A 19,359-nucleotide genomic window follows, 5' to 3' on the forward strand; every position below is an offset into this window, starting at 1 on the left:
TGGCTTTGATTCGCTGTTCATTGTTTTTCTTCGATCTTACTCTCGATCGCCATATCATACATCAATTCAGCAACGCCGAAAATTGGACATTCGATTATAAAATTGATTTGCTAGCTTTACATTTATGATATTCGTTGGCGTAGCCTACCGTAGGTAATCGCAAATCAAATCTGTGTTGGTGGGCAAACATTATGATGTTATCGATCTTAGTGCTAATTTTGCCAAACCTATCGCTATTCTTAAAGTTGAGCTAAAATAGGGTATATCTTTAAATGGCGGAGATACCATCATGGAGCAAGCACTCCTGGAACAAATTCAGCGATTACCTGAGTCGGTTCAGCAAGAAGCTTTGCAATATCTTGAAGATTTAGTTGCCAAGCATACTCGATCGACAGAAACACACACCAAAATTAGTCGTAAAGATGCTTTTGGCATCTGGAAAGGACAAGTATGGATGGCAGATGATTTTAATGCGCCATTGGAAGATCTACAGGAATATATGTAATGGCACGCTATTTACTCGATACTCATGTATTTCTGTGGCTAATTCAAGACGATCCACAGTTGAGCGATCGAGCAAAGGAAGTCATAGCTAATAATGAGAGTCAGCTTAATTTTAGCGTGGTAAGTATTTGGGAAATTGTAATTAAGCTGAATATTGGTAAGTTAAAAATCGGTCATAAGATCGAGGATATCTATACACTTTTAGCTCAGACAGAGATTGAAGTTATGCCGATCGAATCCTCCGATCTGGAAAGATATTTATCATTACCACTTTATCATCGCGATCCTTTTGACAGACTCATTATTTCTCAAGCGATCGATCGAGATTTAATTCTCATGAGTGCCGATGCTGCTTTTGAGCCTTATCCAGTGCAGAGACTATGGTAATCGATCGATCTCGTAGAAAAACTCGATCGAGAGTAAGGTCGATCGAGTACCCAATCCGCTAGTTGAAAATTGGACTATCGATTAGCAAATCCATTAGCTAGCTTTGCATTTATGATATTCGATCGCAAACTAAATCTATGTTACTGGGCAAATATTCTGATGTTGTCGATTTATTTTAGTACTAACTTTGCCCACCCTACCCCTAGCTAATTATCGATCACCTCTCCATGAGTATTTATACTCACTGCAAAAGTGTTACGATCCCGATCTGAATTAATAGCAAATGTTGTTAACTTCTGGGTCATTTCAGGGGAATCCTAGAAGTATATTGCTCAAAACTGGCTTAAATTGAGGTATGAGGCTATGTTGATTTCTAAAACTGTTAAGATAAATCAAACCGACAATCGGGTGGAGTCCGTTTCCTGCGGAGAATGCAAAGGCAATAAAAATCACAAGATTTTAGTATCAGCAGAAATGGCACAAGATGAAGATAGTTGCTTCGATTATCAAGTTATTCAATGCTTGGGTTGTAACCGCATATCGTTCCGACATGCGCTTTATGAGTACACTCAATATCAAGCAACTTCTGAAAAAATTTATCCCGATCCAAAACAACGATTACCGATTGAGGGTATCAATTTACTGAAGCCTTATATTCAAAGTATCTATAAAGAGACACTTAAAACGATAAATAACAATCAAGTAATTCTCTTCGGCACAGGTATTCGCACTATTTTAGAAGCAATTACACAAGAGCAAAAGACTCCCGGCATTGATTTGAACGAAAAAATTAATAATCTTGTAAAGCAAGGTTTAGTAACTCAAAAGGATGTTGGTGCTCTTCACGATCTTAGACGGATTGGAAACGAAGCTACTCACTCTATCACACCATCTTCGCCTAAAGAAATCAAAGTTGCAATGGATGTAATCGAACATTTATTGCAGAGAATTTATATACTTCCTCATAACGTAAAAGAAAATCTGTCATCACCTCTAAAAAACAAGCCAAACACAAAATAAATCAAGAGAACAGATAGTAAGATAAAAAGTAGGTAATACTTACTTTTTATTTTGCAAAATACTCGGTTCAGTAAAAATCCCAATAAATCAACGTCGAAACAATATTTTATAAGCCACAAACGATCCTAACGCAATCAATCTCCAATCCCACTTTTTAGCATCATTAGATTTGTTTTGTACGCATCCACTCCAGCCACATCCTGATTGTGCCATTCGTCTTTGAGTATTTAGGTAATCTTCTCTTTTGCGACACTCTGCATATAATAAAGAACTATTTCTAGCCGCATCGCACATAGCCGCAGATGCTGATATAGGTTTTTCTACGTACATACTCGACGCAGTTATAAAAGTACTAAAAATCAATGATAGTAGAAGTTTATTTTTAAGCATATATAATTTTTGTCACAATCGAAATGACAGTAGTAACCAGCTACAACTTTATCCTGCTGAATCTACGACATATCAGGACGTTTTCGTATTGAAATTCAGCAACATAGCTAGGTTTTGCATTGAGATCGGCAACAATTTCGATCGCTGACACGCCAACAACACTCTGCCAAATCCCTAAACATTTATATCAGAGGGCAAACTTTTGTATCGGGGGGCACCCGATCGACTGGGATCGATCGACAATATAGGGCGAAGTAGAATACCCATGCTGTCCTTAAAAACTGGCATCGGCTACTCGAACACCTTTAAAAGCGATCGATCCTACGCATGAATACCATCCAACCACCCAGCAAACAAGGACTATACGATCCGCAACACGAACATGATGCTTGTGGAGTCGGTTTTATCGTGCATCAGAAAGGGGAAAAATCTCACGAGATCGTCACCGATGCTTTGACGATTTTAGAAAACCTCGAACATCGCGGCGCGTGCGGCTGTGAGGCGAATACAGGCGATGGGGCGGGGATCTTGATGCAGATTCCCCACAAGTTTTTACAGCGGGTGACGGCGCAATTGGGCTTTAGTTTACCCGCAGTGGGGCAGTATGCAGTAGGGATGCTCTACAGTTCGCCAGATGCCGAGCGGCGCGCTCGGAGTAGAGCGGTATTCGAGCGGGTAGTTGCTGAGGCGGGGCAAAAAGTCATCGGTTGGCGGGATGTGCCGACGGATAATGCGACTTTGGGCGAGACGGCGCAAGCTAGCGAACCGTTTATGCAGCAGGTATTTATCGAGCGGAGTCCGGCGGTGGCGGATGAGTTGGCGTTCGAGCGGAAGTTGTTGATGATTCGCAAGCAGTCGCACACGGCGATTAGATCGATCGATATCGACGCTCATTGGTATTTTTCGAGTCTGTCTTGTCGGACGATCGTGTATAAGGGGATGTTGATGACGATGCAGGTGGGGGCGTATTTCCCCGACTTGCGGGAGCCGGATGTGGAAAGTGCGCTGGCGTTGGTGCATTCGCGGTTTAGTACGAATACTTTCCCCAGTTGGGAGCGGGCGCATCCCTATCGTTACATCGCCCATAATGGCGAGATTAATACGCTGCGCGGCAATATTAACTGGATGCAGGCGCGACAATCTTTGTTTGCGTCGGAATTGTTTGGCGAGGATATTAAGGCGATTCAACCCGTAATTAATGTCGATGGGAGTGACTCGCTGATTTTTGATAATGCCCTGGAATTGTTGGTGTTGTCGGGTCGATCGCTGCCTCATGCGATGATGATGATGGTGCCCGAACCGTGGACGGCGCATGAGTCGATGAGTGCTGAGAAGAAGGCGTTTTATGAGTACCATTCTTGCTTGATGGAGCCGTGGGATGGCCCCGCGTCGATCGTGTTTACGGATGGAAATACAATTGGGGCATTGCTCGATCGCAATGGTTTGCGTCCATCTAGATATTATGTGACGAAGGACGATCGAGTAATTATGGCTTCGGAGGCGGGGGTACTGCCGATTCCGCCGGAAAATATCGCTAGTAAGGGACGGTTGCAACCAGGGCGGATGTTCTTGGTGGATATGCAGGCGGGGCGAATCGTAGCGGATGAGGAAATCAAGCAACAGATTGTCAGTCAGCAGCCTTATCAGCAGTGGCTCGACGAGCATTTGGTGAAGTTGGAGGATCTCGGCATCGCGCCTACTCCCACTCCCCACAGACATCCAGGTGAATTGGAGTTTTTACATCCTGTCACTCTGGTTCAAAAACAGATGGCATTTGGGTATACGTTTGAAGAGTTGCGGTTGTTAATGACTCCGATGGCGCGGGATGGGGTTGAGGCTACAGGTTCGATGGGGACGGATACACCATTGGCAGTGTTGTCCGATCGACCAAAATTACTCTACGATTATTTCCAACAATTATTCGCGCAAGTTACTAATCCACCGATCGATTCGATTCGCGAAGAAATCGTTACTTCTGCCCAAACGACGATTGGCTCCGAACGAAATTTACTTAAACCAGAACCCGAAAGCTGTCATTTAATTTCGCTCAAATCGCCGATTTTGAGCAATGATGAATTTGCCAAATTAAAGCATGTGAATGACGGTGGATTTCGATCTGTCACCATTCCGATGCTGTTTAACCCCAAAGATGGGGTCAAGGGGATGGAATCAGCCTTGGATGCGATTTTTGCCCATGCAGATAAAGCGATCGAAGATGGGATTAGCATCCTAATTTTGAGCGATCGAGGTGTCGATCCAAATAATGCCCCAATTCCAGCATTACTTGCTGTTTCCGGCTTACACCATCATCTAATTCGCACGGGTACTCGCACGCGCGTCGGATTAGTACTAGAATCTGGCGAACCGCGTGAAGTCCATCACTTTGCAACGTTAATTGGTTATGGTTGTGGAGCAATTAATCCTTACATGGCATTTGCGACGATCGAGGATTTAATTAACCAGAAAATCTTACTCAATGTCGATTATCCTACTGCTGTTAAAAACTATATTAAAGCGGCAACAAAAGGTGTAACTAAAGTTGCGTCTAAAATCGGTATTTCCACGATTCAAAGTTATCGTGGTGCCCAGATTTTTGAAGCAGTCGGCTTGAACCGAGCCACGATCGATAAATACTTCAGCCGCACCGCTTCGCGGATTGAAGGTGCCGACGTTGGTGTTATCGCCCAAGAAGCGATCGTCCGCCACACTCACGCCTTCCCCGATCGACCAGCCAAAGGTGCTACGCTCGATGTCGGCGGTGATTATCAGTGGCGTAAAGATGGTGAAGAACACCTATTCAGCCCCGAAAGTATTCACCTCTTGCAACAGGCGGCGCGGACGGGTAAATATGACATTTATCAGAAATACGCCAAGCTAATTAACGAGCAGGATAAAAAGCATTTCACCCTGCGCGGATTGCTCGATTTTAAACCGCAACAAGCAATTCCAATTGAAGAAGTAGAACCGATCGAAGCCATCCTCAAACGCTTTAAAACAGGGGCAATGAGCTATGGTTCGATCTCGCAAGAAGCCCATGAGTCACTCGCGATCGCGATGAACCGGATCGGTGGTAAATCTAATACAGGCGAAGGCGGCGAAGCTCCCGAACGTTACACCTGGACGAACGAACTAGGCGACTCCAAAAATAGCGGCATCAAACAAGTAGCCTCTGGACGATTTGGCGTTACTAGCTTGTACCTTTCCCAAGCCAAGGAAATCCAAATCAAAATGGCTCAGGGCGCGAAACCGGGCGAAGGCGGACAACTCCCTGGCTCGAAAGTTTATCCCTGGATTGCCAAAGTGCGCCACTCCACCCCAGGCGTAGGCTTGATCTCACCCCCACCGCACCACGATATTTACTCGATCGAAGATCTCGCCGAACTGATCCACGATCTCAAAAATGCCAATCGGGAAGCGCGGATTAACGTCAAACTAGTATCCGAAGTCGGCGTAGGTACGATCGCCGCAGGTGTCGCTAAAGCTCACGCCGACGTAGTATTAATCTCCGGCTTCGATGGCGGTACCGGAGCATCGCCCCAAACCTCAATTAAACACGCTGGACTCCCTTGGGAACTGGGCTTAGCCGAAACTCATCAAACCCTCGTCCTCAATAACCTCCGCAGCCGGATCGTCGTCGAAACTGACGGACAACTCAAAACCGGACGGGACATCGCCATAGCAGCCCTGCTAGGTGCCGAAGAATTCGGATTCTCCACCGCGCCACTCGTCACCCTCGGCTGTATTATGATGCGCGTCTGCCATCTGAATACCTGTCCCGCTGGCATCGCCACCCAAAACCCCGATCTCCGAGCCACCTATACCGGAGATCCCGCCCACACCGTCAACTTCATGCGTTTTGTCGCCCAAGACTTACGGGAAATCATGGCATCCCTCGGCTTCCGCACCCTTAACGAAATGGTGGGGCGCACCGATGTCTTAGAATCCAAACAAGCGATCGCGCATTGGAAAGCCAAAAACATCGACCTCTCCAACCTGCTCTATCAGCCGGAAGTCGGCGATGATGTCGGGCGTTACTGTCAGATTCCGCAAGATCATGGCTTGGATAAATCCCTAGATCTTACCAAGTTACTAGATCTGTGTAAGGCGGCGATCGACAATGGCACAGCAGTTAAAGCCACACTCCCCATCACCAACGTCAACCGCGCCGTCGGTACGATCCTCGGTAACGAAATTACCAAAAACCACTGGTATGGACTCCCTGAAGATACCGTTCACCTCCACTTCCAAGGTAGTGCCGGACAAAGCTTCGGCGCATTTATCCCCCAAGGAGTCACCCTCGAACTCGAAGGCGATGCCAACGACTACATCGGCAAAGGACTCAGCGGCGGTAAAATCATCCTCTATCCCTCACCCAAATCCACCTTCATCGCCGCCGAAAACGTCATCGTCGGCAACGTCGCCCTCTACGGAGCCACCAGCGGCGAAATTTACATCAACGGCATGGCTGGCGAACGCTTCTGCGTCCGCAACTCTGGTGTCAGTGCGATCGTGGAATCGATCGGCGATCACGGCTGCGAATACATGACAGGCGGACAAGTCATCGTATTAGGTAAAACCGGACGCAATTTCGCAGCGGGGATGAGTGGCGGTGTTGCCTATATCCTCGACGAGCAGGGTGATTTCCCGACGCGCTGCAATACGCAGATGGTGGGATTGGAAACGCTGACGGATGCTGAGGAGATAGCGAAGTTGAAGGGTTCGATCGAGAAACACGCTGAATATACCAAGAGTCAGAAAGCGATCGCAGTGCTAGCTAATTGGGATAATCTGGTGCCGAAGTTTGTGAAGGTGATGCCGCGTGACTATAAACGGGTGTTGCAAGCGATTCAGAATGCGCTGGCTTCGGGGTTGAGTGGTGATGATGCGCTAGATGCTGCGTTTGAGGAAAATTCTCGCGATGTGGCGCGAATTGGGGGGAGTTAGATCGATTGAGTGAAGCGGTGCTAATAGAACACTCTATCAGCACCGCTCCGTGTTCCGTCACCCTTTTAGGCTGTTAGAGATGTGAGTAATCCTCTTTGAGCGAGTTCAAGAACAACAACGCCATAGCAGCCGCGATATGCAGCCTCTTTACGTCCAACTTCAGCAGGCTTACTATTATTGTCCTTGTGTTCCTGTTGCACGATACGTGCCATTTCCTCGTGAGTAGCTTTAAGCAATTCATGAGGGTTCATTAACCACTCAAATTTGCCCTCACTCCAAGCTTGAGGAGATATATTAGCACGAAATGCTGCAAGGATTGGATAGAGCCAGCCTAAAGCTACTTCTCCTTCAATCTTTCCACCTGAAAAATATGCAGGTCTCTTTTTATTTTCTTTAGAACCACTACGATTATTCTTCTTTGTGTTCTTTGCTTTATATCTTCCGAAAGAAAGAGCTACGAATTGCTGGATTTCATCAGTCAAGACAAGAATATCATGTAAGTGAGGAACAATTATCTCGAAATTTTTTTGCTCCTTTGAATCTTCTTTGAAAGCCTCTAAAACAATTTTTGGATGTCCAAATAAGGCATTTGGATGGCTTTTGCGATCGGGGAATTTTTTTAGATCTAACATAGCAATGTAAGTCAAGATCTGTAGAATGTCGATCTCACCCGTATCACCTTGTCTGTAAGCAATTTGATCGGAGCCTCGTTTTCCACTTAAAGATTGCCTGATACTCTCAAATGTTCCTTTTAGGTTCTCTAAGCTAGGATCGTCAACTTGCATTGAGCGATTGAGACCCTCTGCAATCTCAGATATAGCCTGTGATAAATCTAACAACTCAAATACCGTTTGTCAAGTAAGTGGTTACGCAAAATTAATTACACAACGATTTTCGATTCTCCACTGAGAGGCGTAGTTGACACGAATCCATAGTGCTGGAACTAGAAAAAATGACTTTATCAACTGTGAATGATGCTTTCGATCTTGAGATCGAGCAGCTTTAGTCTCGATCGATCGCTGTCATCTAAATGTGGGAATGGTAGAATTGAATTGCATTCAATCTGCCCCATCACATCATGAGTACGATCGAATCAATAGTCCAGGAGCTAGAGAAAATCCCCGAACCAATGCAGCTGAGCGTCCTAGCGTTTATTCGCTCTCTTGATGTATCGGCTACCCCTGTGAATCATCATCCTTCAGAACTACCTCCAAGAATTTTGGGGCTAAGTCGCGGCGCAATGAAAATGAGCGATGACTTTGATGAACCACTACCAGATGAATTTTGGCTCGGCGAAGAATGAGGATTTTGCTCGATACTCATATCTTTATCTGGATGGCGACAGAACCAGAACGCTTATCGCCGAGATTCACTGAATCGATAATCGCTCGTCAAAACAGCTTATTTCTTAGCTTGGCAAGTATTTGAGAAATCCAAATCAAAGTAGCTTTAGGAAAACTAGATTTGAAAGGCGATCTCGCAACAGTTGTAGATATTCAGATCGAGCAAAATTCTATTCAGTTACTGTCGATTGACTTAAAGCATATTTACGCACTCTCAAATCTACCTGCTCACCATCGCGATCCTTTTGACCGCTTGCTAATTGCTCAGTCTCAAGTCGAAAAAATGACTTTAGCCACGGTAGATGGTGCTTTCGATCGATACGATCTCGATCGGCTCTAATTAAAGATCGATACCGATCGTTTTAGTGCTGTTGATGGTGAGATTTGAGGAGTCGATTTACTGCTGTTGCCATAACTCAATCTCTAACAGTTCGATCTCGTAGGTTAAACTGAAAGAGTAAAGTTGAAACGAGGTCAAGCTATTTACCTGCAACAGAAGTTCGGGCGATAGGTTGCCAAGTTTACGAGTTAGAAATTCGATCGCTAACGAGCGATGTTCGCAGATCCTCGCTGCTGAGGATAACTGAGATCGGTACCTTCTCTAAGGAGTCACAGTTTTGACAGAATCCTTCGACAATATATTTACGCCACAAGTAGCAAATGAGGCTCGGCAAGCCTTAAAACAATTTCTGACGCCACCCAAACCAGCACTATCAGAATCGGAGCGCGTTCATTTGGCTCAGGCGACATCTTTTGCCATTCCGTTTGGTTCGATCGAACTCAAGGCTTTTCGGTGGGGGACGACGGGTGCGACAATTCTCTTAGTACACGGTTGGGGCAGCTACGGCCTACAATTGAATGAATTCATCGATCCACTCCTAGCCGCAGGTTATCAGGTGCTTGCTTTTGATGCTCCCGCTCATGGTAGCACGCTTGGCGAACAATCGAACGGATTTGAGATTGCCCGCGCGATCGAAACTGTAGCGCAGTATTACGCTACCAGCAATCCTGACTCGACACCAATTGAGGGTGTCGTCGCGCACTCATTGGGTGCCGCTAGTACGAGTTTAGCTCTGAGTAAGGGCATGAAGGCTCGCAAAGTTGTCTATCTAGGCGCAATGTGCTCTTTAGCTAATGCCATGACGCTGTTTGCCAAAAGAGCGAGACTTTCGACAGAGGTAGTCACAGCCTTAGGACACTTATTTGAAGCACAATTTGGGCAGGATGTTTGGCACAGATTAGACATCGATCGAACCGCCCGAAATCTTTCCATCCCAGCCATATTATTTCACGATCGTCGCGATCGAGAAGTCGCATTTGAGGAAAGTCTCCATGTTTCGCAAATTTGGGAAACTGCACGGTTGATTGAAACTTCTGGTTTGGGACACCGCCGGATTTTACGGGATGAGTCGGTTATCGCGCAGACTGTCGATTTTCTGAGTACCCCGATCTAATTGAGATTATCGGGGTACTCAGAAAAAATTGGGTAGGGGGCAATGTCTCGATCTGCCCCTACCCAATTTTTTGTAAGATTGGATTTATTTTAATTGGCGGCTTCGGACATTTCGATCGTCCGACCTTCATAATCTTTTACCAAAAAGTTTAGCGGCTTCTCACTGCGAATTTTGTGCTTGACACCACGGGTTTGAATCCGCATCAAAAGCTGCTCCAGACATTCGCGATCGAAACAAACGTGTCGCTGCCGATTTTTATCGCCCAAGCTAGAGCCAGTAATTACGTGCAGTTGGGCATTTTTCTTGAGTTGATACCACAAGCCTTCCGAACCCTTCATACTGCGGACGCTAGCTCGTCCCATCGGTGCTGCTAAATACATCGGATCGATACCCGCCGTGCCGATCGTTTGTTCGTAATCATAGTAATAGTGCAATGGCACTTGCGCGATCTTCAGATTTAATAGTCCTTCATATAAGTCTTGCGCGACCTGAAGATCTGACACCATCACCGTATACACCTTAGGGGCACTACTCAAAAACAGCCACATCGCCCCAGCGTAGGCTGCCAGCAGCATCACCATGATACCTTGGGTCGAAAATAGGCTATCTAGAGGCATAAAATTGAGGAGGGCTAGGAGTGAATATTATGTTAACAGTCTCGATTCGATAATGGCATCAAGTATAGCTCGATCGATCGAGATTCAGCTATTAGTCGAGAACTTGCTTGCTACTTATCGCCGATCTAGCTGGGTTTTCGACCTGGTGGCCAGATGCTCTAAAATTATTTTAGACAAATTCATACTAGTCTGCTATGATAAGAGTCTGTGAATTTTTTCAAACCACATGAAAGCTCAGGAAATTATTCGCTCGATCGAAGCGGAGTATCTAAAATCCGATCTGCCTACCCTTCACGTGGGCGACACCGTCCGTGTGGGCGTAAAAATTCAAGAAGGTAACAAAGAACGGGTTCAGCCTTACGAAGGCATTATTATTGCTACTCGTAATGGTGGCATTAACGAAACTATTACTGTCCGTCGTGTCTTTCAAGGTATCGGCGTGGAACGGGTATTCCTGTTGCATTCCCCCAAAATCGATAGCGTCAAAGTAATTCGTCGCGGTAAAGTCCGTCGTGCGAAACTGTTTTATCTTCGCGATCGCGTCGGTAAAGCAACTCGCGTTAAACAGCGGTTCGATCGTCCCTTGGAATAATCATCAGATTTTTTTCCGAGTATCCTGGCCACAAACTTTAGTTTCATACTATACTAATCTACAGGGTCAGGAAGATCGTTTCCTTTTCATACATGCGCTTTTAGTTCAGTTGGTAGAACGTTGGTCTCCAAAACCAAATGTCGAGGGTTCAAGTCCTTCAGGGCGCGTTAGTATAAACTTGTTTTCGATCGGGTCTAATTTTTAAAATTAAGCCTCAAATCATCCATGCGCTTTTAGTTCAGTGGTAGAACGTCGGTCTCCAAAACCGAATGTCGGGGGTTCAAATCCTCCAGGGCGCGTCTTTTTTAGGAAATAGGGGAAAGGGATTAAAGACTAATCTCTAATCTCCTATTCCAGTGTTATCGCTCAAATCTGAATCGCTAACGTTGAGTTATCGCAAGCAATACTTTGTGTATATTCCCTAATCCCTATCCCCTATTCCCTATTCCCTAAACCTACAGCCCTCACATGGCCCGGTCGGATGAATCGCACAACGAATGAGGGTCGATCGAGCATTATACTTGCATGTAGCATCACCAATAACCCATTGACCGTCAATGAGACTTTGTTCTTCCGGACGAGTCGCCGATTGGACGTAGAGAGCGATTTTGTACAACTTATAGCGACCGGATTGTAAATGATAGCGGTGACGACGTTCTAGCACGGCATACGTCTTGCCATCGAGATCGAGATAATTACCTGGTTGTGGCGTCCAATCCAGATAAATTTTAGTTAGCACTTCGCGCGATTGGGTCAAAATTACCTCAGTAGGCATTGACGCTGTTTCCGTCATTAGATCTCCATAATGAGCTTGAGACTTTAATTTTAAACTATCTCAAGCTAACTTGACCGATCGCCAACGATCGCTCCCGTCCGATAAACCGCCAAGCAGTCAAAAGTTAAAAACCTTTAACTTATGTAGCCTTTTTGAGAACTAGCCTCTGTGCCTGCGGTAAACTAAGCCTTGATTCTTAGTTTTAGCATCGCTAAAGCTTTATCGTTGGGAGGATGATTATATGTCTCATAGCGTCAAAATTTACGACACTTGTATTGGCTGTACTCAATGCGTTCGGGCTTGTCCTACAGACGTATTAGAGATGGTACCCTGGGATGGTTGCAAGGCTCAACAAATTGCGTCTTCACCTCGTACTGAGGATTGTGTTGGTTGCAAACGGTGCGAAACTGCTTGCCCTACAGATTTCCTGAGTATCCGCGTTTATTTAGGCGCGGAAACTACTCGCAGCATGGGTCTAGCATACTAGTTCCCGATAGTGACTGGAGACTGAGGGTTCGTTGTGGTGCCTTTAGTCACTAGTCACTAGGGAATAGGGAATAGGGGATAGGGAATAGGGAATAGCAGGGGATCGAAGGAATTAAAATCCAAACTCCAAACTCTAAACTCCAAACTCCAAACTATTTCTGCCTATCTTGTTACATTCGATCGAAAATCGGGTAACTATAATAGTAAAGTGGAACCAGTCTCAACAGTAGAGAGACTGCGATAAGTACACTCAATCTATAGATAACCGTTGCGGGAGAATTAGACTTTATGTGTGGAATTGTTGGCTATATTGGCGATAAACCAGCCCAATCCATTCTAGTTTCAGGATTAGAAAAACTAGAGTACAGAGGTTACGATTCTGCTGGAGTGGCAACTGTTGTTGAAGGTAATTTAGACTGCATTCGTGCAAAAGGTAAGCTGCATAACCTGCGCGAAAAAATCGAAGTAGCTAGCAATCGCGCCCCGATTGGGATCGGGCATACGCGCTGGGCGACACATGGTAAGCCAGAAGAATATAACGCTCACCCCCATACCGATACCAAGCGAAGGTTGGCGGTGGTGCAAAACGGAATTATTGAGAACTACCGCGAACTGCGCGAAGAATTGAAACAACAAGGACATGAATTTCGATCGGAAACCGATACCGAAGTCATCCCGCACCTGATCTGCCAATGTTTTGAAGACGGTGCCGAGAATTTAATGTCAGCAGTTCAGCAAGCCGTACATAAATTATCCGGTGCATTTGCGATCGCGGTAATTTCGGCAGATTATCCCGACGAAATGGTCATCGCCAGACAACAAGCACCGTTGATTATCGGTATCGGCGAGGGCGAATATTTTTGTGCTTCCGATACACCCGCGATCGTCCAGTATACTCGCACGATCTTACCCCTAGAAAATGGGGAAATGGCCAGACTCACCAGAGATGGTGCTGAAGTATACACCTTTGATGGTGCCAAAGTCCGCCGCACGCCTCATTCTATTACCTGGAATCCGATCGCGGTTGAAAAGCAAGGTTTCCGCCACTTTATGGCTAAAGAAATCTACGAACAGCCAGCCGTAGTTCGCACCTGTCTAGAAGCCTATCTCGATCTCGACTGGACGCCAGGTAGCAACAAATCTCCATTCAAACTGGACTTACCCGAATCCATCTACAAAGATCTCGAAAATATCCAAATCGTCGCCTGCGGTACCAGCCTGCACGCCGGAATGATTGGTAAATATCTGCTCGAAGAACTCGCTCAAATTCCCACCGCAATTCAATATGCGTCCGAATTTCGCTATTCGCCCCCACCCCTGACACCCAATACCCTCACCATCGGGATTACCCAATCTGGTGAAACCGCCGATACCCTCGCCGCAGTCGAAATCGAACAATCGCGCCGCAAAGATAAAGAACCCAAATATTATTCCCGCCTCCTCGCCGTCACCAATCGGACAGATAGTGCTATCACCCGCGTTGTAGACTGCGTAATCGACACCCACGCAGGCATGGAAATCGGCGTAGCCGCCACCAAAACCTTCATGGGGCAATTAATGGCGTTTTACTTCTTATCGCTCGACCTAGCCCATCGTCGCGGGACTATTACAGTCGATCGAATGGCGGAAATCATCACTGGCTTGAAAGTCCTCCCCTCCCAGATCGAAGTAATTTTAGAAACCCAAGAAAAATACATCGAAGAACTCTCCCATAGTTTCCTAGAGACACGAGATGCCATCTTCCTCGGTCGCGGCATCAACTTCCCGATCGCCCTAGAAGGTGCCTTAAAACTCAAAGAGATCAGTTACATCCATGCCGAAGGTTATCCCTCTGGAGAGATGAAGCATGGCCCGATCGCGTTACTCGATGCTAAGGTACCTGTAATTGCAATTACCATGCCAGGGAAAGTATATGAGAAGGCGGTATCGAATGCTCAAGAAGCTAAAGCGCGAGATTCACATCTGTATGGGGTAGTTGCAGCCAGCGATAAAGATGCAGCGGAGATCTTTGATAAGGTTTTACCAGTTCCAGATGTTGATGAATTATTGTCGCCAGTTTTAACAGTTATTCCGATGCAATTGATGTCATATCACATTGCGGCAATGCGCGGATTAGACGTAGATCAGCCTCGCAACCTGGCCAAGTCGGTAACTGTTGAGTAGTTGGATTCAATTTATTGATGTAAAATACAAAGTTCTCGGGTGAAAAGCCATGTAAATTTTTGTTGAAATTTACATGGCTTTTTGAGCCTATTTTCATCTCAACATTAGTAAATATAAATCCCCGCTCGATATGGAAGAACAAAATATTATTTTATTTGTATTAGCAACTAAAAGGATACCAGGTATAGTCACCAGAACAAGAGGCGATGGATGTTTTATAGAACCGCTTAATTCTAGAATACCCCTTCAATCTGGTGGATTTGTTGAGAATTTCTTCGCACCTACTCGTTATTTAAGCAATAATTTATCCACACATGATTTTGTGACTTTTACTTGGGACAACCTAGGGGAAAGAGGGAGAAAGGGGATAGATGTAATCGCACAAAAAAAGCCGATCCAATCGCCCAGGATGTTAGAGCGGTCGGGGAAGAAGAAGCTCGAAACTTAGAAAATGAGATTGCAATATTAGTATCTCAAGAGGAGAGAAGGAATTGGGCTGAGCAGTGCAGCATCGAAAAAAAAGAACTTGAAATATACAAAGATAAAATAGAAAAAGAAAATCAAATAAAACAAGAACAAATAATGTTAAATCTTTCTCAAGAGAGAGAAGATTGGATAGCTGAGGCGAATTTTCAGAAGCAAGAATTTGAGTTGCAAAAAAATTGGTTAGAAAAAGAAGGTGAAAGGATAAATCATAATCGTAATTCCCTCGAAGAGAAAGAGAAAGAACTTATTAGGATTAAGAAAGAAATAAATTGTTATACTTCTCTACTTACTTTGGTTGAAGATCGAGACAGAGAGAGCGATATTGAGCATAGTTCCATACCTAAAAGTACCAATTTAGAACCAGAAGATCTAGGAGATCGCTGGATTGAAATGCTCGAATCAAAAAATCAAATACTTCCTGAGTCTATTGCCATCGGTTATCTAGTTTCTACGATTACTGCGCTTTGCTCTGGAAGTATGGTTTTGCTTAATGGTACTGTCGGTGTTGGCAAAAGTAGTATGGTTAGAAAGTCTGCTAAACTCTTGGGTGGCAATTCAGAAATTATTCCTATTCGTCCCTCATGGCTAGATCCATCTGATTTGTTAGGATTCTTCGATCCTTTATCTGAAACTTTTCGACCATCCTCTTTTACAACTGCGCTCAAAAAAGCAGCTAAGTATCCTGACAGACCTTTTTTAATCTGTCTCGACGAACTTAATTTAGCACGAATTGAGAATTATGGTGCAGATTTACTATCAATCTTAGAATATTCTAAAGATAAAGCTGGAGCAGAAGACAAAAAAAGAACCTTGTCTCTTTACTCTGAAGATATTGAAATACACTTATGGGATAAATTAAAGTTACTAAGAGCTGAAGAAAATCTTACTATAGAGCAAAAGTTGCTAATTGCTCAGTTAGATCGCACATTAAGTACAATGAAATCTGAGTGCGAGATTCCACAAAACCTAATATTAGTTGGGACTTTAAACTCTGATGAGACAACATACGATCTTAGTCCGAAGGTGATCGATCGATCTTACGTTATCACTTATCCTCTAGTTGATTTCAAAGCTGTATTATCTAAAGGAAAAAATAATATTAGTGAGCAATTATCGATTAGTAAATTTCAAGAAAAGGTTAAAGTATGTATGGATTGCATGGATGAAAGCACAAATTTTTTACCTGCTTTCTTAGTAGATCCTACTGACATTCCTTCTCGAATAAATGATAGCTGGAAAAAAGACTGGGCACGTATTATTAAATGGAACGAAGATTATATAAGTTATTTAGGGATACCTCTTGGTCATCGTGTCAAACGAGATTATCAAATGTTTTTCGCAGTCAGTCATTGCTTAGGTATTACGAATGCTAATCCAAAGAGATGCCTATCTTATTTTATTTTAGCTAAACTTTTACCTAGAATTTCTTTCTTCAAAGATAAAGACAAAAAATTAGAATATCTTTGCCAACAATGGATAGAGGAAATTAGACAAGATTATTTGATTGGAGATGAAGGATATATTCTCGAAGAACTAGAACGCCAGATTTTGGATAGTGGAAGACGAAATGTGCGTTATTGGGGTTAATAGAAAATTAGATTGTTAAGTTATTGTTTAGACAGCCATGAGTTATCCCTTACTATATTTTGTCGATCGTCAAGGTACAAAACTACCAGAAGAAGATAATTATCAATACTGTCGCCAATATGGTGGATCTTGGGCTGTCGAGATAGAGGGTGATTGGGATGCTATCGTGGGGTTATTAGGAGAAACAGAGATTTTTCCCCTTACTAAGATTTCGTCAAATCGATGGATAATCCCAGATAAAGATCCTATAGGAAAGGAGATTGCGACAAGAGCAGGGTTTATTACGGCTGTAATGCTTGATTCAAATCTCGCTCCGATTCCTAGTACACCTCAAGCACAACTTTGGGTTAGCCCTGGTGGTTTGTCAGAGTCAAACTTAAACGAAATTATTGCTGAAATTGGCTTGCTAGCACTTTCTGTTGGTAGCCTCGTTAGTCATCCAGCAAGTACTCATGTTGGAGCGCAAACTGGCTCGGACATAGGAAAATTGCTATTATCTGGTGGTCAATTATTGCCCACAGCACAAGCATTATTAGATTTATATCGATCTGTTCGGAATGTCTGGACAGAGATTGAAAAACGTCCTCTCCGAAGCTTCAAATCGGAAATAGTTGCAGTCGATATTAATAGGAAATTGAATTCTCCCCAGGCATTAATATCTAGAATATTACATCCAAGTAAAAAACAGATAATTACTCCCGGTTCAGTCGAATCATTAAATTGTTCTGAAAATCAATTCTTGTGTTACTTACTAGATGTTTATTTAGATAATATAGCTTCTAGTTTTATTAAGTCAATCGAAAATAGTTTGAGAGATGATTTATTTATAAATGAAAAATTCTTCCCTGTTGAAAATCGAGCAGATCTTAAAAAAATAGGCTCTCCTCGCATCCTGGGGTAAAATGTAGCCTAGGCTACATTTTACCCCAGGATGCTCACTATGGACTTTCATCTCAACTCTCTTCTGGCTTTAGAAAATGCCACAGTAAATAAAATCAGGCTAAAATTAGGATTGACTGGCTTGAAAAACAAATCATTACTGATGACAAACAATCAAGACTTGAACGATATGGAGCGAGTCGAGTTGAGCGAATTATTTCAACAGTCAACCGTTCTAGAGATTGCCTATGAATTCAAGGAGGAACTTAGACACATATATGAAAGCAACTCTACTGTTAAATCTGGATTAGCTAAAATGAAAAGATGGTTAAAATATGCAGGTTTATTTTTTGCCGATATCGCCAATACACTTGAAAGTCACTTGCCAGAAATTGCTAATTTTTTTGCTAACAGAACCACAAGTGCAGTCACGGAAGGGATTAATACTAAAATTAAGTTAATTCTGAGACAAAGCTATGGTTTTGCAACTTTTGAATTGATGAGAGAAAAACTATTAGCTTGCTTATTCAAATGAACTCCGCTCCGCTGTGTCCATTTGAATAAGTTTAGCTTATAACTTTAACTACGAGAGAGCCGAACATTATCCATCGCAAAACTTATCGACTCCACACAGCCGATTACTACATTTGATGGAAGCTAATCATCTTCAACCAGCAGATTTAATTAGCGTGTTTGGTTCTAGCGATCTTGCTGCTGAGGTAATAGATGGAAAACGCTCGATCGATAAAAATCATGCAGAGAAGTTAAGCGATCGATTTAATCTTCCTTCAGCACTATTTCTGGTCTAATCGATCGATCTCGCCGCCAGAGCTTGATATAGTCGCTAACGGGTATCGGCATCGGCTTGGGCTAGTACTAGGCGGCGCAAGTTAGGTTGCTATTTCACACTCCCTGTCTTGTCTCGCTAAACCGTCGGCAAAGCCGACGAGCGCGAGCCGCAACTCCCCGCTCCCCGCTCCCCGCCAAAATAGTAACTAAGTTTACGCCAAAGACTACTAGTTTGTTTCAGTCCAAGGTGACGCTAAATCTGGTTCTAAATTGGTTTCCTTGGGTTCTGGTTCTGGAGTTCGATCTCTGGGCAGATCTGAGATCTCTTTGATGACTCGCCAGGAGGAATGCGTCCCGATCTTGCCAACTTTGACAAATTTCCAACATCCCCGCATAAAGGAGTTATGACCTGGTTCGCAATGTGGCCTAATGCCAATCAATTGTTCGACTTCCTCACTAGAAATAATCCAGCCATGAGTATCGACCTGTTCCAAAATTGGCAGATACCATAGTGGGTTATGTGGAGTTGAATGCTTGCTTAGCAATCTTTCCATCTGCGCCAACCGACTAGCAAGATTTTCTAATAACGTCTCGATCTGGTTGTTATGTGGTGGTGCAGATCTTGTGATAGGGGCGGCGACTTCCGCTCTCTTTTCATCGGGGTGCCGATTGTTTGTTATTGACACGCCTGGAGCGATCGGGGTATCGCTATGACCGTTGGCTGGTTGTAATTCTGAATCGGGTGGTGGCGAGGATATTGGCGATCGCCCGCGTCGCTCGGTGGGCTGTAGCCAGCCATGATGGATTTCTGCGGCTAGATGTTTGAGATAAATCGCGATCTCTTGACTGCCCTGGGCGGCTAATCGAGCGGCGACCTGCTTCATCATATAAACTAGTCCTTCATCCATCAGTTCGGGATGTTGGTTTAATATTTCTGCTTCGT

The 19,359-nt window shown here is 44.2% G+C and carries 17 protein-coding genes, 2 tRNA genes and 1 pseudogene; 16 read left to right on the forward strand and 4 right to left on the reverse strand.

From position 1 onward, the window contains the following. Positions 1-289 precede the first annotated feature (289 nt). From vapB to gltB, 4 genes are all read left to right on the forward strand, one after another. Positions 290-505, forward strand: coding sequence for a type II toxin-antitoxin system VapB family antitoxin (gene vapB / locus C7B77_RS06140; protein ID WP_106301565.1), 216 nt, complete (start codon positions 290-292; stop codon positions 503-505). After that, positions 505-891: a type II toxin-antitoxin system VapC family toxin gene (locus C7B77_RS06145; RefSeq protein WP_106301568.1), complete on the forward strand. Its 387-nt coding sequence runs from the start codon at positions 505-507 to the stop codon at positions 889-891. Before vapB ends, C7B77_RS06145 begins: the two co-directional genes overlap by 1 nt. 363 nt (positions 892-1,254) lie before the next feature. Continuing rightward, a complete protein-coding gene (locus C7B77_RS06150) occupies positions 1,255-1,911 on the forward strand; it encodes a DUF4145 domain-containing protein (RefSeq protein WP_106301571.1) in 657 nt (218 codons plus the stop codon). A 717-nt stretch (positions 1,912-2,628) separates the two neighbouring features. After that, positions 2,629-7,245, forward strand: a complete 4,617-nt coding sequence (gltB, locus tag C7B77_RS06160; protein ID WP_106301577.1) for a glutamate synthase large subunit — start codon at positions 2,629-2,631, stop codon at positions 7,243-7,245. 65 nt (positions 7,246-7,310) lie between these two features. On the opposite strand, the gene C7B77_RS06165 is transcribed toward gltB, so the two are convergent. Continuing rightward, positions 7,311-8,084: a hypothetical protein gene (locus C7B77_RS06165; protein ID WP_146138205.1), complete on the reverse strand. Its 774-nt coding sequence runs from the start codon at positions 8,082-8,084 to the stop codon at positions 7,311-7,313. Between the two features lie 239 nt (positions 8,085-8,323). Here C7B77_RS06165 and C7B77_RS06170 point away from each other — a divergent pair, with 239 nt between their 5' ends. From C7B77_RS06170 to C7B77_RS06180, 3 genes are all read left to right on the forward strand, one after another. Continuing rightward, positions 8,324-8,548, forward strand: coding sequence for a DUF2281 domain-containing protein (locus C7B77_RS06170; protein ID WP_106301583.1), 225 nt, complete (start codon positions 8,324-8,326; stop codon positions 8,546-8,548). 161 nt (positions 8,549-8,709) lie between these two features. Next, complete coding sequence (locus tag C7B77_RS30620) at positions 8,710-8,928, forward strand: type II toxin-antitoxin system VapC family toxin (protein ID WP_245894088.1); 219 nt, start codon at positions 8,710-8,712, stop codon at positions 8,926-8,928. 277 nt (positions 8,929-9,205) lie between these two features. Continuing rightward, positions 9,206-10,042, forward strand: coding sequence for an alpha/beta fold hydrolase (locus C7B77_RS06180; protein ID WP_106301586.1), 837 nt, complete (start codon positions 9,206-9,208; stop codon positions 10,040-10,042). 89 nt (positions 10,043-10,131) lie between these two features. Here C7B77_RS06180 and C7B77_RS06185 read toward each other — a convergent pair whose 3' ends face one another. After that, positions 10,132-10,659, reverse strand: a complete 528-nt coding sequence (locus tag C7B77_RS06185) for a VOC family protein (protein ID WP_106301589.1) — start codon at positions 10,657-10,659, stop codon at positions 10,132-10,134. A 226-nt stretch (positions 10,660-10,885) separates the two neighbouring features. Between C7B77_RS06185 and rplS the strand changes: the two genes are divergently transcribed. From rplS to C7B77_RS06200, 3 genes are all read left to right on the forward strand, one after another. Beyond that, positions 10,886-11,251 carry a 50S ribosomal protein L19 gene (gene rplS / locus C7B77_RS06190; RefSeq protein WP_106301592.1) on the forward strand — a complete coding sequence of 122 codons (366 nt, stop codon included), beginning with the start codon at positions 10,886-10,888 and terminating at the stop codon, positions 11,249-11,251. Positions 11,252-11,345: 94 nt separating this feature from the next. Continuing rightward, positions 11,346-11,418 (forward strand) — tRNA-Trp (locus tag C7B77_RS06195). A 60-nt stretch (positions 11,419-11,478) separates the two neighbouring features. Further along, a tRNA-Trp gene (locus tag C7B77_RS06200) sits at positions 11,479-11,550 on the forward strand. Between the two features lie 143 nt (positions 11,551-11,693). On the opposite strand, the gene C7B77_RS06205 is transcribed toward C7B77_RS06200, so the two are convergent. Beyond that, entirely contained in the window at positions 11,694-12,044 is a 351-nt protein-coding gene (locus C7B77_RS06205) for a DUF6464 family protein (RefSeq protein ID WP_106301595.1), read from the reverse strand. A gap of 223 nt (positions 12,045-12,267) precedes the next feature. Between C7B77_RS06205 and psaC the strand changes: the two genes are divergently transcribed. The 6 genes from psaC (at position 12,268) to C7B77_RS06235 (ending at position 18,436) form a co-directional block, all read left to right on the forward strand. After that, complete coding sequence (gene psaC, locus C7B77_RS06210; RefSeq protein ID WP_015160556.1) at positions 12,268-12,513, forward strand: photosystem I iron-sulfur center protein PsaC; 246 nt, start codon at positions 12,268-12,270, stop codon at positions 12,511-12,513. Positions 12,514-12,800: 287 nt separating this feature from the next. After that, a complete protein-coding gene (gene glmS / locus C7B77_RS06215) occupies positions 12,801-14,675 on the forward strand; it encodes a glutamine--fructose-6-phosphate transaminase (isomerizing) (protein ID WP_106301598.1) in 1,875 nt (624 codons plus the stop codon). A gap of 333 nt (positions 14,676-15,008) precedes the next feature. Further along, entirely contained in the window at positions 15,009-16,748 is a 1,740-nt protein-coding gene (locus C7B77_RS06220; protein WP_106301600.1) for an AAA family ATPase, read from the forward strand. A 37-nt stretch (positions 16,749-16,785) separates the two neighbouring features. Continuing rightward, the gene (locus C7B77_RS06225; protein WP_106301603.1) at positions 16,786-17,649 is read left to right on the forward strand and encodes a hypothetical protein; all 864 of its coding nucleotides are present in this window, start codon (positions 16,786-16,788) and stop codon (positions 17,647-17,649) included. Positions 17,650-17,688: 39 nt separating this feature from the next. Beyond that, complete coding sequence (locus C7B77_RS06230) at positions 17,689-18,162, forward strand: transposase (RefSeq protein WP_181243727.1); 474 nt, start codon at positions 17,689-17,691, stop codon at positions 18,160-18,162. A 115-nt stretch (positions 18,163-18,277) separates the two neighbouring features. Further along, positions 18,278-18,436, forward strand: a complete 159-nt coding sequence (locus C7B77_RS06235; RefSeq protein WP_219892008.1) for a hypothetical protein — start codon at positions 18,278-18,280, stop codon at positions 18,434-18,436. Between the two features lie 207 nt (positions 18,437-18,643). Here the strand turns inward: C7B77_RS06235 and C7B77_RS29670 are convergent. After that, positions 18,644-19,359 (reverse strand): annotated as a pseudogene (locus C7B77_RS29670) (hypothetical protein); the annotation flags it as partial.

It is taken from the genome of Chamaesiphon polymorphus CCALA 037, assembly GCF_003003845.1.
GTDB lineage: Bacteria > Cyanobacteriota > Cyanobacteriia > Cyanobacteriales > Chamaesiphonaceae > Chamaesiphon > Chamaesiphon polymorphus.

Excerpts from the sequence above, each read along its gene's own strand:
- vapB (WP_106301565.1), top strand. The coding sequence starts at position 290 with ATGGAGCAAGCACTCCTGGAACAAATTCAGCGATTACCTGAGTCGGTT.
- C7B77_RS06145 (WP_106301568.1), top strand. The coding sequence starts at position 505 with ATGGCACGCTATTTACTCGATACTCATGTATTTCTGTGGCTAATTCAA.
- C7B77_RS06150 (WP_106301571.1), top strand. The coding sequence starts at position 1,255 with ATGTTGATTTCTAAAACTGTTAAGATAAATCAAACCGACAATCGGGTG.
- gltB (WP_106301577.1), top strand. The coding sequence starts at position 2,629 with ATGAATACCATCCAACCACCCAGCAAACAAGGACTATACGATCCGCAA.
- C7B77_RS06170 (WP_106301583.1), top strand. The coding sequence starts at position 8,324 with ATGAGTACGATCGAATCAATAGTCCAGGAGCTAGAGAAAATCCCCGAA.
- C7B77_RS06185 (WP_106301589.1), bottom strand. The coding sequence starts at position 10,659 with ATGCCTCTAGATAGCCTATTTTCGACCCAAGGTATCATGGTGATGCTG.
- rplS (WP_106301592.1), top strand. The coding sequence starts at position 10,886 with ATGAAAGCTCAGGAAATTATTCGCTCGATCGAAGCGGAGTATCTAAAA.
- C7B77_RS06205 (WP_106301595.1), bottom strand. The coding sequence starts at position 12,044 with ATGACGGAAACAGCGTCAATGCCTACTGAGGTAATTTTGACCCAATCG.
- psaC (WP_015160556.1), top strand. The coding sequence starts at position 12,268 with ATGTCTCATAGCGTCAAAATTTACGACACTTGTATTGGCTGTACTCAA.
- glmS (WP_106301598.1), top strand. The coding sequence starts at position 12,801 with ATGTGTGGAATTGTTGGCTATATTGGCGATAAACCAGCCCAATCCATT.
- C7B77_RS06225 (WP_106301603.1), top strand. The coding sequence starts at position 16,786 with ATGAGTTATCCCTTACTATATTTTGTCGATCGTCAAGGTACAAAACTA.
- C7B77_RS06230 (WP_181243727.1), top strand. The coding sequence starts at position 17,689 with ATGGACTTTCATCTCAACTCTCTTCTGGCTTTAGAAAATGCCACAGTA.
- C7B77_RS06235 (WP_219892008.1), top strand. The coding sequence starts at position 18,278 with ATGGAAGCTAATCATCTTCAACCAGCAGATTTAATTAGCGTGTTTGGT.